The following is a 13,792-nucleotide window of genomic DNA, read 5'->3' as shown; positions in this document are numbered from 1 at the left end:
GCGCTGCTCGGGTCGGTGCTGCTGCTCGGCCCGGAGGACAAGCCCCGGGCGACCGAGGCGGAGGCCGAGGCGGCGCTGAGCGGGTTGGCGAGCGCGGGGTTCGTCCGGCAGGGGGCGAAGGTGCGGCCGGCGCAGCTGGCCGTGGTGCTGACCGGCGGCACGGTGTCGGGCGCCTCGGCGGGTGACCGGGCGGCGGTGGTGGCCCGGTTCGCGTCGCAGCTGGACCGGGCGGGCGCGGGCGCGGTGCTGGCCGGTGGGCGGGGTTCGGCGGACGGCACCGGGGCCGTGGGCGTCGTCCGGGCGGACACGGCGGCGACGTCGGTCCTGTCGACGGTCGACAACCTGGACACGGCGGCCGGGCGCGTGGTCACGGTGCTGGCGCTGCGGGAGCAACTGGACGGCAAGGCCGGGCGCTACGGCGTAGCCGGCAACGCGGAAAACACCGCCCCACCCGCCACCAGCTAACCCCGCGAGTCATGCCTTCCCCCCTCGCGAGTCATGCCCCCAACCCTCGCGTGTCATGCCTTCACTCCGCGCGAGTCATGCGCTCAGCCCCTACGTGTCATGCCTTCAACCCGCGCGTGTCCTCCACTCGGACATCGCGTGTCCTCCGGTCAGGCATCGCGTGTCCTCCAGTCCGACCTGGCGTGTTCTGCGTTCGGGCCGGCTGAACGTGGAACTCGGGGGGCCTGAGCGCATGACTCGCGCGGGCTGAGTGCATGACTCGCGCGGGCTGAGTGCATGACTCGCGCGGGCTGAGTGCATGACACGCGCGGGCTGAGTGCATGACACGCGGGGGCTGAGTGCGTGACTCGCGGTGTCTGAGTGGAGGACACGCGGTGTTTGAGTGGAGGACACGCGGGGGGTTGGGGGCGGTAGGCCATCCGAGTGATGCTCAACAGGACCCACCAGCGCGCTGGGTGACCGGTGGCGTGTTAGCGTTAGGGCCCGTGGACAGGGCCGTTGGCCCTGCGGAAATCCAGACCACGGGGAGCCTCCTTGGCGCAGCAGGCACGTACGACCAAGCACGTTTTCGTCACCGGGGGCGTCGCCTCCTCCCTCGGCAAGGGCCTCACCGCGTCGAGCCTCGGTCAGCTGCTCACCGCCCGTGGTCTGCGGGTCACCATGCAGAAGCTCGACCCGTACCTCAACGTCGACCCGGGCACGATGAACCCCTTCCAGCACGGCGAGGTGTTCGTCACCGACGACGGCGCGGAGACCGACCTCGACATCGGCCACTACGAGCGGTTCCTCGCCCGTGACCTGTCCGGCGAGGCCAACGTCACCACCGGCCAGGTCTACTCGGAGGTCATCGCCAAGGAGCGGCGCGGCGAGTACCTCGGCGACACCGTCCAGGTCATCCCGCACATCACCGACGAGATCAAGCGCCGCATCCGCGCCATGGCCGCGCCCGGCGCCGACGGCGTCGCGCCCGACGTGGTCATCACCGAGGTCGGCGGCACGGTCGGCGACATCGAGTCGCTGCCGTTCCTGGAGGCGTGCCGCCAGGTCCGCCACGACGTGGGCCGCGACAACGTCTTCTTCCTGCACGTCTCCCTGGTGCCCTACCTGGCGCCGTCCGGCGAGCTGAAGACCAAGCCGACCCAGCACTCGGTCGCCGCGCTGCGCAACATCGGCATCCAGCCCGACGCCATCGTGTGCCGGGCGGACCGCGAGATCCCCGACGCGCTCAAGCGCAAGATCGGCCTGATGTGCGACGTCGACACCGACGCCGTCGTCGCCGCCGTGGACGCGCGGTCGATCTACGACATCCCCAAGGTGCTGCACGCCGAGGGCCTGGACGCCTACGTGGTGCGCAGGCTGGACCTGCCGTTCCGCGACGTCGACTGGACCGTGTGGGGCGACCTGCTCGACCGCGTGCACAACCCGAGCGAGAAGGTCCGCATCGGCCTGGTCGGCAAGTACGTCGACCTGCCCGACGCCTACCTGTCGGTGACCGAGGCGCTGCGCGCGGGCGGGTTCGCCCACCGCACCAAGGTCGAGATCGCGTGGGTGCCGTCCGACGAGTGCCAGACCCCGTCCGGCGCGGCGCACGCCCTCGCGGGCCTCGACGCGATCCTCATCCCGGGCGGCTTCGGCGTGCGCGGCATCGAGGGCAAGATCGGCGCGATCACCCACGCCCGCACCCGCGGCATCCCGCTGCTGGGCCTGTGCCTGGGCCTCCAGTGCCTGGTCATCGAGGCGGCGCGCAACCTCGCGGGCATCCTCGACGCGAACTCCGCCGAGTTCGAGGACACCGGTTCGCCGGTGATCAGCACCATGGCCGACCAGGAGGACGTGGTCTCCGGCCAGCGCGACATGGGCGGCACGATGCGGCTCGGCGCGTACCCGGCGAAGCTCGTCCCCGGCTCCCAGGTCGCCCTGGCGTACGGCGCGACCGAGGTGTCCGAGCGGCACCGGCACCGCTACGAGGTCAACAACGCCTACCGCGACCGGCTCGCCGCCGCGGGCCTGGTGTTCTCCGGCACGTCGCCGGACGACCGGCTGGTGGAGTTCGTCGAGCTGCCCGCCGACGCGCACCCGTTCTTCGTGGCCACCCAGGCGCACCCGGAGCTGAAGTCGCGCCCGACCCGCCCGCACCCGCTGTTCGCCGCGTTCGTCAAGGCGGCCTTGGACTACCGGCTGGCCGACCGCCTGCCGCTGCCCGAGCCGGAGACCGCGGGGGCCGCGAAGTGACCGGGAGGCACGAGTTCAGCACCGTCTCCTCGCGGGACGTGCACGTGGGCAGGGTCGTCGCGCTGCGCGTGGACGAGGTCGCCATGCCCGGCGGCGGCACGGCCAAGCGCGAGGTGGTCGAGCACCTGGGCGCGGTGGCCGTGGTGGCGCTGGACGACGACGGCGCGGTCACGCTCATCCACCAGTACCGCCACCCGCTCGGGCGACGGCTGTGGGAGCTGCCCGCGGGCCTGCTGGACGCGGCGGGTGAGTCGCCGCTCTCGGCGGCCCGGCGCGAGCTGGCCGAGGAGGTCGGGCTGGCCGCGTCGCGGTGGGAGACGCTGGTGGACGTCGCCGCCTCGCCCGGCTTCACCGACGAGGTGGTGCGGGTCTTCCTGGCCCGCGGCCTGACCGCGGTGGACCGTGACGAGCAGGGCGAGGAGGAGGCCGACCTGGAGGCCAGGACCTTCCCGCTGGACGAGGCGGTGGCCATGGCCCTCGCCGGTGACATCGTCAACGGGGCCGCGGTCTCCGGGCTGCTGGCGGCGCAGGCGGTGGTCGCCGGTCGTGCGGAGGGCCGGCCGGCGGACGCTCCGTTCGAGGACCGCCCGACCCGGTTCGCCCGCCGGTCGAGGGGCTGAGCGCCGAGAGGGAGTCGAAGGGCTGAGCGCCGGGCGGAAGCCAAAGGGCTGAGCGCCGGGAGGAAGAGGTCGCGGGCGTCGTGCGCGGATCAGCGGCGGCGGCCCGCGACCAGCCGGTGCGCGCGGCGCGTGGCGGTCAGGATCTCCCGCCACCGCGCGCCCGCCGCCAGGTCCTCCGGCCGGCTGAACGGCGTGGGCCCCGAGGGCGTCCGCCGGCCCGCCCGCTTCTCGGCCCGGCGGACCTCGGCGAACGCCGCCACCCCCGCCTTCCACCGCTCCCGCCGCGCCTCCAGCAGCTCCAGCGCCCGCACCAGCGCCTCGTCGCACTGGAACGGGCCCACCTCCAGCTCGAGGTAGGCGAGCGTCCCGGAGAAGCCGTACGGCCGGAACAGCTGCACGCACGACCTGAGCGCGGACACCCGCCGGCTCATCGGCAACGAGGTGTCACGCACCTTGCGGGCGTGCACGGCGAAGCTCACGGACCACAGTCTTCCCGACCGCGCGCCCCGTTGGCTGGCGGATAATGGGGGACGTGCGTGGGCGAGGGCCGTTGGCGGTGGCCGCGGCGGCGGTGGCCGGGTGCGGGGTGCTGCTGTTCGTCGACCCCAACCAACCCGGGTCGCTCCTGCCGCCGTGCCCGCTCTACGCGCTGACCGGCATCCAGTGCCCGGCGTGCGGGGCCACGCGCATGGTCCACGCGCTGCTGCACGGCGACCTCGCCGCGGCGTGGCACTTCAACGCCGTCATGCTGGTCGCCGGGCTGCCGCTGCTGGTGTGGCTGTGGGCGAGGTGGGCGCGTGCCGCCGGGGCGGGCAGGCCCACCCCGCCGGTGCCGCGGGCGGTGGGCGTGCCGGTAGTGGCCCTGGCGGCGACGTGGATGCTCGTGCGGAACCTAGTCGCGTAGCTTGCGGCCCTGGCTGTCGGTGCCGCCGTTGACCAGCAGGACGATCCCGTCGACCAACGACCAGATACCGCACCCGCCGCAGGTCAGGAGCTGCGCGATGCCGATGCCGGTGTCGCCGATGTAGAACCGGCCGATGCCGAACGGCAGCACCAGCTGGAGCACGCCCGCGGCGATGCGCGACTTGTCCGACAGCGGCTGCCCGGTCAGCGGGTCCACCCCGTAGGGCGCGGCCGGGTTGAAGCCCGACGGGTAGGCCTGCCCGGCGTCGGCGTAGCCCTTCGTGCCGTGCGCGGGCGGCCCGTAACCGGGGGCGGCGTACCCGGCGGTCGGGTAGCCGGCGGTCGGGTAGCCGGGCGAGGCGTAGCCGGTGGCCTGCGGGTACTCGGCGGCCGGCGGCTGGAACTTGGGGTGCGGCAGGTCGTTGAACAGCGCCGCCAGTTCCTGGGCGGTCTGCGCGCCGGACGCGAAGCCGACGCGCTGCTCGTACTCGCCGATCTCCAGGCGACCGGCCGCGAAGTGCTCGTTCAGCGCGCTGATCGCCTCTTGGCGCTGCTGGTCGCCGATGCGCACCTGGTGGGGTTCCGACACACGTCAACGCTAACAGCCGCCCGTTCACCGCAACGGGGGAACGCGAGAGTCGGTCCGGAGGTCGGGAGGGGGAAGGCGCTGGTGGGGAGGGGAGCGGTGGGTGGCCGGCGGGTCCCCAGGGCGGCGGCGGGCGCTCGCGCACCTCGACGCGGGCGCTCGTGGGCGGCACACTGCCTTGCGGCGTGACCCGGTGCGACGCGGTGTGACACGGTGTTGTCAGGCGGCGGACTGGAACGGGTGAGGCGGGTAGGCGGGCGAGCAGGCGGCGGACTCGGGTCGGCCCGTGGGCGCGGCGGACTCGGCCCGGAAGTGGCCGGGTAGCGGCTGGGTGGTGACCCGGCTGGGTGGAGACCCGGTTGGGTGGAGACCCGGTTGGGTGGTGGCAGGGTTGGGCGGTGGCCCGGTGAGCACGACCGGGCAGCCGGCACCGCGGCTCGACCGGAACCGCGGGCGCGGACAGGCGCGGACAGCGCGCACCAGCAGGCACGAGCAAGGCACATGAGCGGGTACGAGCAAGGCACACGAGCGGGCACGAGCAAGGCACACGAGCAGGTACGGGTACGAACAGGCGGCGGACGAAGGTCCCGGAATTGTCAGACCTCGGCGGTAATGTAAAAGCAGGGGTCCCCTTGGCGGGGACCCCTGCCGGTGCGGCCATCGCGGCCTACCTCGACCACCTGGCGGTGGAGCGCGGCACCGCCCGCAACACCCTCGACTCCTACACCCGCGACCTCCGCCGCTACGCCGCGCACCTCGCCGCCCGGGACGTCGCCGACCTCGGGCACGTCACCGAGCCCCTGGTCACCGACTTCCTGGCCGGGCTGCGCGAGTCCGGCCTGGCCGCCTCCTCCGCCGCCCGCACCCTGGTCGCCGTGCGCGGGCTGCACCGGTTCGCCCACCGCGAGGGCCTCACCGCCCACGACCCGGCCCGCGACGTGCGCCCGCCGCAGCCGCCCAAGCGGCTGCCCAAGGCCATCCCGGTGGACGACGTGCTCCGGCTGCTCGACACCGCCCGCGGCGACACCCCCGCCGACCTGCGCGACCGCGCCCTGCTCGAACTGCTCTACTCCAGCGGCGCGCGCATCTCCGAGGTCGTCGGCCTCGACGTGGACGACCTCGACACCGCCGAGCGCACCGTCCTGCTCGACGGCAAGGGCGGCAAGCAGCGGGTCGTCCCGGTCGGCAGGCCGGCGCTCGCCGCGCTCGACGCCTACCTGGTGCGCGCCCGCCCGGCGCTGGCCAAGCGCGCCAACCCCGCCCTGTTCCTCAACGCCCGCGGCGGCAGGCTCACCAGGCAGACCGCGTGGCACGTGCTCAAGGCCGCCGCCGAGCGAGCGGGCATCACCGCGGAGGTCTCGCCGCACACCCTGCGCCACTCGTTCGCCACCCACCTGCTGGAGGGCGGCGCGGACGTGCGCGTGGTGCAGGAGCTGCTGGGACACGCCTCCGTCACGACGACCCAGGTGTACACCCTCGTAACCGTGAACACCTTGCGCGAGGTCTACGCGACCGCCCATCCTCGCGCTTCGGGGTGACGCGGGCCCCAGGGCCCGCACCGGACCGGAAACGACCGAGCGAGCAGACGAGCTGGAGGTGCCGACCAGGTGCCGAACTTGGACGAGCCGGAACCCGCCGCCATCGAACTGGGGTCGGTGCTGCACGCGTTGAGCGACCCCACGCGGCTGGCGGTCGTGCGGCAGATCGAGGCCGACGGCGAGCGCCTGTGCGGCGCGCTGCTGGTGGACGTGGCGAAGTCCACCCTGTCCCAGCACCTGCGCGTGCTGCGCGAGGCCGGCATCACCCGGACCAGGGCCTGCGGCAACCAGCGGTGGGTGTCGCTGCGGCGCGACGACCTGGACCGGCTGTTCCCGGGCCTGCTCGACGTGGTGCTCCGGGCGGCCGACCGGGCGGGCGCGGCGCGGTGACGCGCACCACCACGAGGTGACGGCTCTTCGCGCAGGCTCCGGCGAGGCGCGTTGCCGCCCGGCCCCGCGGTGCCTAGGCTGCGCCCAGGCAGAGGACTAAGGATCGGAAGGGCGATGTCGACACCGGGGCACGCGCGCGGCCCGTGGGGAGCACCAGCCCCGCCACCGCCGCAGACCGGTGTGCCCCGGGCCCAGGTCGAGCTGAGCCTGGCCCCGCACGCCGCGCCGGTCGACGAGGACGCCACCGAGCAGGCGGTGGGCGACATGGGCCCCACGGGCCGCCCGCTGCGCTACGTGCCCGACCCGCCCCTGCTCGCGCACCACGGCCCGGCCCGCATCATGGCGGTCTGCAACCAGAAGGGCGGGGTCGGCAAGACCACGTCCACCATCAACCTCGGCGCGGCCCTGACCGAGTTCGGCCGGCGGGTGCTGCTGGTCGACTTCGACCCGCAGGGCGCCCTGTCGGTGGGCCTGGGCGTGCACCCGCACCAGCTCGACCAGACCATCTACAACGTGATCATGGAGCGCGACGTCGGCATCAACGACGTGATCATGAGCACGCCGGTCGAGGGCATGGACCTGCTGCCGAGCAACATCGACCTGTCCGCCGCCGAGATCCAGCTGGTCTCCGAGGTCGGCCGGGAGCACACGCTGGTCCGCACGCTGCGCCCGGTGATCGACCACTACGACTACGTGCTGGTCGACTGCCAGCCGTCGCTCGGCCTGCTCACGGTCAACGCCCTGGCGGCGGCCGACGGCGTCCTCATCCCGCTGGAGTGCGAGTTCTTCAGCCTGCGCGGGGTCGCCCTGTTGATAGACACGATCGAGAAGGTCAGGGAGCGGTTGAACCCGAAGCTGGAGATCACCGGCATCCTCGCCACCATGTACGACCCGCGCACGCTGCACTCCCGCGAGGTGATGGCGCGCGTGGTCGAGGCGTTCGGCGAGGTCGTGTTCGACACGGTGATCAACCGCACCGTCCGGTTCCCGGAGACCACCGTCGCCGGTGAGCCGATCACCCGCTGGGCGCCCCGCTCGGCGGGCGCGAAGGCGTACCGCGCGCTGGCGCGCGAGGTGATCGCCCGGTGACCCGACGCCCATCACTGCCGGGCGCGTCCGAACTGTTCCGCCTCACCAGCTCAGCCCCCGAACCGGCCCCCGACCAGCCCGCGCCCGCACCGGGGCCCCGGCGGGGCACCGGGCGGCAGAAGCACTCGACCAAGATCACCGTGTACGTGTCCGACGAGGAGCTGCTGGCGCTGGAGCACGCCCGGCTGGCGCTGCGCGGCGAGCACGGCCTGGCCGTGGACCGGGGTCGGGTGGTCCGCGAGGCCATCGCGATCGTGCTGGACGACCTCGAGGGGCACGGCGAGGACTCCCTGCTGGTGCGCAGGTTGCACGAGCGGTGAGCGGTGAGGCACCACCCGGGGTCCTGGCGGAGGCGGCCGGGGCCGGGGGAGCGGCGGCCGGGGACGCCGGGCAGGCGGCAGCCGGAGAGGCGGCAGCCGGGGACACCGGGCAGGCGCAGGCGCCGACCCCGCCCGACGACGGCCGGTTCAAGGTCCGGCTGACCAACTTCGAGGGCCCCTTCGACCTGCTGCTCCAGCTCATCTCGCAGCACACCCTGGACGTGACCGAGGTGGCCCTGCACCAGGTCACCGACGACTTCATCGCGCACATCCGGGCCATGGGCGACCAGTGGGACCTGGACGAGACCACCGAGTTCCTGGTCATCGCGGCGACCCTGCTCGACCTGAAGGCGGCCCGGCTGCTGCCCGCGGGCGACGTGGAGGACGAGGAGGACCTGGCCCTGCTGGAGGCCCGCGACCTGCTGTTCGCGCGGCTGCTCCAGTACCGGGCGTACAAGCAGGTGGCGGCCCTGTTCGGGGAGCTGGAGCAGGGCGCGTACCGGCGCTACCCGCGGTCGGTGGCGCTGGAGCAGCGGTACGAGGGGCTGCTGCCCGAGGTGATGCTCGGCGTGGACGCGCGACGATTCGCCGAGATCGCCGCGGTCGTGTTCCGGCCCAAGCCGCCGCCCACGGTGTCCACCGACCACATCCACCAGCACCGGGTGTCGGTGCGCGAGCACGCCGACCTGCTGCGGGCACGGCTGGCCGAGCTGGGCACGACGACGTTCGCCGAGCTGATCGCCGGGTGCGGGCAGACCATGGAGGTGGTGGCCCGGTTCCTGGCGCTGCTGGAGCTGTACCGGGAGAAGGTGCTGGCGTTCGAGCAGCCGGACCCGCTCGGTGAGCTGCGCATCACCTGGGTGGGCACCGACCGGGAGGGCCGGGCGCCGGAGCGGGCCGAGGACGACGCCGAGGACGAGGAGTACGGGTGACCCAGAACGAGCCGGCGGGGAACGGGCGGACCTCGCCCGAACCCGAGCCCGAACCCGCCCTCCTGCCGGACACCGCCGCCGAGTCGGTCGCCTCGGGCGCCGAGCCGACCCTCGCGCTCGACCTGCCGGAAGCCCCGCCGGAGGCGCCGGCGGCACCGGAGGCCCCGGCAACCCCGAAAGCCGCGAAAGCACAGGAAGCACCGGAGACCCCGGAAGCCGAGGAGGCCGGCGGGCTGCCCGACCTGGCCGACGACGCCGAGCTGGACGGCGCGCTCGAGTCCGTCCTCCTCGTCGTGGACAGCCCCATCGCCGAGGAACAGCTCGCCGGCGTCTTCGAGCAGCCCGTGAAGCGCGTCACCCAGGCCCTCCACCGCCTGTCCGCCCGCTACACCGAGCAGGGCAGCGGCATCGACCTGCGTAGAATCGGGGACGGCTGGCGGTTCTACACGCGGGACCGCTTCGCGCCATTCGTGGAGAAGCTGCTGCTCGACGGGCAGCGCGCCAAGCTGACCCGGGCCGCGTTGGAGACCCTCGCGGTCATCGCCTACCGGCAGCCCGTCACCAGGGCCAGGGTCGCGGCGGTGCGCGGGGTGAACGTCGACGGCGTCATCCGCACGCTCGTCGCGCGCGGCCTGATCGCCGAGACGGGCACCGACTCCGACACGGGTGGCATCCTCTACCGCACGACCGAACTGTTCCTGGAGCGGTTGGGCCTGTCGTCGCTCGGCGACCTGCCCCCGATCGCTCCCCTCCTGCCCGAAGTGGATGCGATCGACGATGTCTGACCAGGACAAGCCTGAAGGGGTCCGGCTCCAGAAGGTGCTCGCCAAAGCGGGGGTCGCCTCGCGCCGGGTGGCCGAAGAGCTGATCGAGCTGGGCCGCGTCCAGGTCGACGGCGAGGTCGTCCGCGAGCAGGGCCGCCGGATCGACCCGGAGACCGCGGTCGTGCACGTGGACGGCGTCCGCGTGCAGCTCAAGGACGACGTGCTCACGCTCGTGCTGAACAAGCCGCGCGGCGTGCTCTCGACCATGCACGACGAGCAGCACCGCCCGTGCGTCGGCGACTACCTCGCCCACCGCAAGGAGCGCCTGTTCCACGTCGGCAGGCTCGACGCCGACACCGAGGGCCTGCTGCTGCTGACCAACGACGGCGACCTCGCGCACCGCCTGATGCACCCCTCCTACGAGGTGCCCAAGACCTACCTCGCCGAGGTGCCCGGCCCCATCCCCAAGGACCTGGGCCGCACCCTGCGCGCGGGCGTCGAGCTGGACGACGGCCCGGTCAAGGTCGACTCGTTCCGGCTGATCTCGGCCGTGCCGGGCAAGGCGCTGGTCGAGGTCGTCCTGCACGAGGGCCGCAAGCACATCGTGCGCCGCCTGCTGGAGCACGTCGGCCACCCGGTGGAGAGCCTGGTCCGCACCGCCGTCGGCGAGGTGCGCCTGGGCAACCAGCGCCCGGGTTCCATGCGCGTGCTCAACCGCCAGGAGGTCGGCTCCCTCTACAAGGCCGTCGGCCTGTAGTCGTGCGCGGCCCGCGGTTGTTCAGCGTCAGCCCGTGGACGCTGAACGGCCCCGGCTGAACAATCGCCCTCGTCGAAGGGGAGGGCGACGTGGCCAGACGGGAGAGCCCCTTACGGGCGGAGCACCACGGGCTGGGCGAGTTCGCGGCGGAGCTGCGCAAGCTCCGCGAACAGGCCGGCGGCCCCACCTACCGGCAGCTGAGCAGGCAGGCGCACTACTCGCCCGCCGCGCTGTCCGAGGCCGCGAACGGCCGCAAGCTGCCCAGCCTCGCCGTGACCCTGGCCTACGTGCGGGCGTGCGGCGGCGAGGTCTCCTCGTGGGAGGCCCGCTGGCGCGCGCTGGCCGGCCAGCTCGCCGCGCCGCGCCCCGGGCCGGACGACGGCCGCGCCCCGTACGCGGGGCTGGCCGCGTTCCAGGTCGAGGACGCCGACCGGTTCTTCGGCCGCGACCGGCTGGTGGGCGAGCTGGTCGAGCTGGTCGGGCGGCGGCGGTGCACCGGGGTGTTCGGCGCGTCCGGCTCGGGCAAGTCCTCGGTGCTGCGGGCCGGCCTGGTGGCGGCCTCGTCCGGGCCCTCGGTCGTGCTCACGCCGGGTCCCCGGCCGGTGGAGGAGCTGGCGGTGCGGATCGCCGCGTTCACCGGCAAACCCGCGGCCGCGCTGGCCGCCGAGTTCGCCGCCTACCCGGAGAACCTGCACCTGCGCGTCCGGCAGGCCGTGGTGGGCCGCCACGGCGACCTGCTGCTGGTCGTGGACCAGTTCGAGGAGGTCTTCACGCTGTGCGCGGACCCGGCCGAGCGGGCCGCGTTCGTCGCCGCGCTGACCACCGCCGCGACCGCGCCGACCAGCCGGACCAGGGTCGTGCTCGGCGTGCGCGCGGACTTCCTCGGCCACTGCGGGCGGCACCCGGAGCTGGTCGGGGCGCTGCGCGGCGGGCACGTGCTGGTCGGGCCGATGACGGCGGACGAGCTGCGCGAGGCGGTCGTCGCGCCCGCCGGCGCGGTCGGCTGCAAGGTGGAGACGGCGCTGGTCACCCGCCTGGTGTCGGACGCGGCGGGCCAGCCCGCGGCGCTGCCGCTGGTGTCGCACGCGCTGCTGGAGACCTGGCGCCGGCGGCGCGGCGTCGTGCTCACCCTGGCGGCCTACGAGGAGGCCGGCGGCATCGAGCACTCGATCGCGCGCAGCGCCGAGGACGTCTACGACCGGATGCCCCCGGAGCGGCAGCGGGTCGCCAAGCAGGTGTTCCTGCGGCTGATCGCGGTCGGCGAGGGCACCGAGGACACCAAGCGCCGGGTGGACCGGGACGAGGTCGACCACCCCGAGGTGCTGGCCGCCCTGGCGGAGGCGCGCCTGGTGGTGCTCGACCGCGACACCGCCGAACTGGCCCACGAGGCGCTGATCCACAACTGGCCGCGGCTGCGCGGCTGGATCGCCGAGGACCGCGCGGGCCTGCGGGCGCAGCGGATGCTGACCGACGCCGCGCGCACGTGGGAGTCGCTGGACCGGGACCCGTCCGCGCTGTACCGGGGCACCCGGCTGGCGCTGGCCCGCGAGTGGGCCGACGGCGAGGTCTGGTCGCGGCTCACGCCCGGCGAGCGGCGGTTCCTGGAGGCCTGCATCGCCGCGGACGACGCGGTGCGCGCGGTCGAGCACCGGCGCACCCGGAGGCTGCGGCAGCTCGTGTCGGTGATGGCGGTGCTGCTGGTGCTGGCGTTCAGCGCGATCGCGTTCGCCGTCCGCGCCGAGCGGTCGGCCCGCGAGCAGGCCGCCATCGCGCTGGCCCACAAGGTGATCACGCAGGCCGCCGGGTTGCGCACCGCCGACCCCGCCCTGTCGGTGCAGCTCAGCCTGGCCGCGCACCGGTTGGCGGGGCTGCCGGAGACGCGGGACGCGGTGCTCGGCTCGTTCGCCGAGCCGTACGCCACGCGGATCACCGCGGCGCGGTCGGTCGTGGTCGCGCCGAGCGGGTCGCTGCTCGCGGTCGTGGACGACACCAGCACCCGGAACGCGCGGCTGGTCGACGTGTCCGACCCGCGCCGCCCGGCGCACCTCAGCGAGCTGCCCGCGGTCGCGGGCGTGGGCGCGGTGGCGTTCCACCCGGGCGGCGGGCGGGTGGCCGTGGCCGGCGCGGGCCGGATCGCGCTGGTCGACGTGCGCGACCCGCGGCGGCCGGAGGTCGAGCAGGTGCTGTTCGAGCCGGTGCCCACCAGGACCGCGGTGTCGCTGGCGTTCTCGCCCGACGGCCGCCGGCTCGCCGCCGGGTACGAGGACCGGCAGGCGGTGGTGCGGGACCTCGGCGACCCGGTCCAGCCGCGCCTGCCGGCCCGGGTCGGCGGCGACGCGTCGCACGCGGTGGCGTTCCTGTCCCCGACGGCGCTCGCGGTGCTGTCCGGCGACCGGGTGGAGGTCGTCGACGTGACCACCGGCGCGACCACGACCGCCGTCTCGGGCGTCGGCGCGCTGACCGCGCTGGCCGTGGCGGGCTCGGGGCGGCTGCTGGCGACCGCGGGCGAGGACCGCGTGGTGCGGCTGTGGGAGGTGGGCGAGGGGCCGGCGCGGCGGCTCGGCGCGCTGCGGCACGGCGCGGACGTGCACGCGGTGGCGTTCGACGGGACCGGCCGGGTGCTGGCGACCGCGGGGCAGGACCAGGTGACCCGGCTGTGGGACGTGACCGACCGGGGCGCGCCGGTCGAGGTGGCCGCGCCCACCGGGCACCTCGGGCCCGTGACCGCGGTCGGGTTCGCCGCCGGCGGCCGGTCGGTCGTCACCGCGGGCGGCGACCGGACCGTGCGGCTGGTCGACGTGGCCGACCTGCCGTTCCGGCAGGGCACGCAGGTCCGGTCGGTCGTGGTCGCCGCGGCGCGGGAGCTGGTCGCGACCGTGGACGACGAGGGCGTGCTGCGGCTGGTCCACCCGCTCGAACCCTCCGGGCTGCGCACGGCGCGGGTGTTGACCGAGCACCGGGGCAAGGTCCGCGCGGCGGCGCTCAGCCCGGACGGCGCGCACCTGGTGACCGTCGCCGAGGACGACGCGGTGCGGGTGTGGCGGGTCGCCGACCCGGCCGCGCCGGTCTTCGTCGGCGACGCGGGCGAGGGGCGCGTGGTGGCGTTCACCCCGCGGGGCCACCACTTCGACACCGGCGGCGCGGACGGGTGGACGAGGCTGTGGGACGTGCGGACGCTGTTCCAGACCTCGGTGGT

At 74.5% G+C, this 13,792-nt stretch carries 14 protein-coding genes; 12 read left to right on the top strand and 2 right to left on the bottom strand.

Annotated elements, in window-relative coordinates; genetic code table 11:
- The 3 genes from ACFV4N_RS30265 to ACFV4N_RS30255 all read left to right on the top strand — a co-directional run.
- A partial coding sequence (locus ACFV4N_RS30265) for a copper transporter (protein WP_499676030.1) occupies window positions 1-465 on the top strand: 465 nt, incomplete at its 5' end.
- A 534-nt stretch (window positions 466-999) separates the two neighbouring features.
- Window positions 1,000-2,697, top strand: coding sequence for a CTP synthase (pyrG, locus tag ACFV4N_RS30260; protein WP_499676029.1), 1,698 nt, complete (start codon window positions 1,000-1,002; stop codon window positions 2,695-2,697).
- Window positions 2,694-3,317 carry an NUDIX domain-containing protein gene (locus tag ACFV4N_RS30255; protein ID WP_499676028.1) on the top strand — a complete coding sequence of 208 codons (624 nt, stop codon included), beginning with the start codon at window positions 2,694-2,696 and terminating at the stop codon, window positions 3,315-3,317. The genes pyrG and ACFV4N_RS30255 overlap by 4 nt, the downstream gene beginning before the upstream one ends.
- 89 nt (window positions 3,318-3,406) lie before the next feature.
- Here the strand turns inward: ACFV4N_RS30255 and ACFV4N_RS30250 are convergent, their stop codons facing one another.
- Complete coding sequence (locus tag ACFV4N_RS30250) at window positions 3,407-3,796, bottom strand: hypothetical protein (protein ID WP_499676027.1); 390 nt, start codon at window positions 3,794-3,796, stop codon at window positions 3,407-3,409.
- 53 nt (window positions 3,797-3,849) lie between these two features.
- Between ACFV4N_RS30250 and ACFV4N_RS30245 the strand changes: the two genes are divergently transcribed.
- Window positions 3,850-4,221 carry a DUF2752 domain-containing protein gene (locus tag ACFV4N_RS30245; RefSeq protein WP_499676026.1) on the top strand — a complete coding sequence of 124 codons (372 nt, stop codon included), beginning with the start codon at window positions 3,850-3,852 and terminating at the stop codon, window positions 4,219-4,221.
- Here ACFV4N_RS30245 and ACFV4N_RS30240 read toward each other — a convergent pair.
- On the bottom strand, window positions 4,210-4,809 hold the full coding sequence (locus tag ACFV4N_RS30240) for a DUF1707 domain-containing protein (protein ID WP_499676025.1): 600 nt from the start codon (window positions 4,807-4,809) through the stop codon (window positions 4,210-4,212). The two genes, ACFV4N_RS30245 and ACFV4N_RS30240, sit on opposite strands and share 12 nt — an antisense overlap.
- Window positions 4,810-5,438: 629 nt before the next feature.
- On the opposite strand from ACFV4N_RS30240, the gene xerD reads away from it, so the two are divergent.
- From xerD to ACFV4N_RS30200, 8 genes are all read left to right on the top strand, one after another.
- Window positions 5,439-6,344 (top strand): site-specific tyrosine recombinase XerD, encoded by a 906-nt coding sequence (xerD, locus tag ACFV4N_RS30235; RefSeq protein ID WP_499676024.1) that lies wholly within the window; start codon window positions 5,439-5,441, stop codon window positions 6,342-6,344.
- A 69-nt stretch (window positions 6,345-6,413) separates the two neighbouring features.
- Window positions 6,414-6,734: an ArsR/SmtB family transcription factor gene (locus ACFV4N_RS30230; protein WP_499676023.1), complete on the top strand. Its 321-nt coding sequence runs from the start codon at window positions 6,414-6,416 to the stop codon at window positions 6,732-6,734.
- A 114-nt stretch (window positions 6,735-6,848) separates the two neighbouring features.
- Window positions 6,849-7,823 (top strand): ParA family protein, encoded by a 975-nt coding sequence (locus ACFV4N_RS30225; RefSeq protein ID WP_499676022.1) that lies wholly within the window; start codon window positions 6,849-6,851, stop codon window positions 7,821-7,823.
- Window positions 7,820-8,143: a hypothetical protein gene (locus ACFV4N_RS30220; protein WP_499676021.1), complete on the top strand. Its 324-nt coding sequence runs from the start codon at window positions 7,820-7,822 to the stop codon at window positions 8,141-8,143. Before ACFV4N_RS30225 ends, ACFV4N_RS30220 begins: the two co-directional genes overlap by 4 nt.
- A 158-nt stretch (window positions 8,144-8,301) precedes the next feature.
- A complete protein-coding gene (locus tag ACFV4N_RS30215; RefSeq protein WP_499676031.1) occupies window positions 8,302-9,075 on the top strand; it encodes a segregation and condensation protein A in 774 nt (257 codons plus the stop codon).
- Complete coding sequence (scpB, locus tag ACFV4N_RS30210; protein WP_499676020.1) at window positions 9,072-9,860, top strand: SMC-Scp complex subunit ScpB; 789 nt, start codon at window positions 9,072-9,074, stop codon at window positions 9,858-9,860. The genes ACFV4N_RS30215 and scpB overlap by 4 nt, the downstream gene beginning before the upstream one ends.
- Window positions 9,853-10,596, top strand: coding sequence for a pseudouridine synthase (locus ACFV4N_RS30205; protein WP_499676019.1), 744 nt, complete (start codon window positions 9,853-9,855; stop codon window positions 10,594-10,596). Before scpB ends, ACFV4N_RS30205 begins: the two co-directional genes overlap by 8 nt.
- An 89-nt stretch (window positions 10,597-10,685) precedes the next feature.
- Window positions 10,686-13,792 (top strand): nSTAND1 domain-containing NTPase (locus tag ACFV4N_RS30200; protein ID WP_499676018.1); only part of this gene is annotated, 3,107 nt, incomplete at its 3' end.

The sequence above is a fragment of the Actinosynnema sp. NPDC059797 genome, from assembly GCF_042732085.1.
Classification (GTDB): domain Bacteria; phylum Actinomycetota; class Actinomycetes; order Mycobacteriales; family Pseudonocardiaceae; genus Actinosynnema.
Note: the sequence above shows the minus strand (reverse complement) of the source record. Positions and strands in the feature narration are given on the sequence as shown.

Excerpts from the sequence above, each read along its gene's own strand:
- ACFV4N_RS30225 (WP_499676022.1), top strand. The coding sequence starts at position 6,849 with ATGTCGACACCGGGGCACGCGCGCGGCCCGTGGGGAGCACCAGCCCCG.
- ACFV4N_RS30205 (WP_499676019.1), top strand. The coding sequence starts at position 9,853 with ATGTCTGACCAGGACAAGCCTGAAGGGGTCCGGCTCCAGAAGGTGCTC.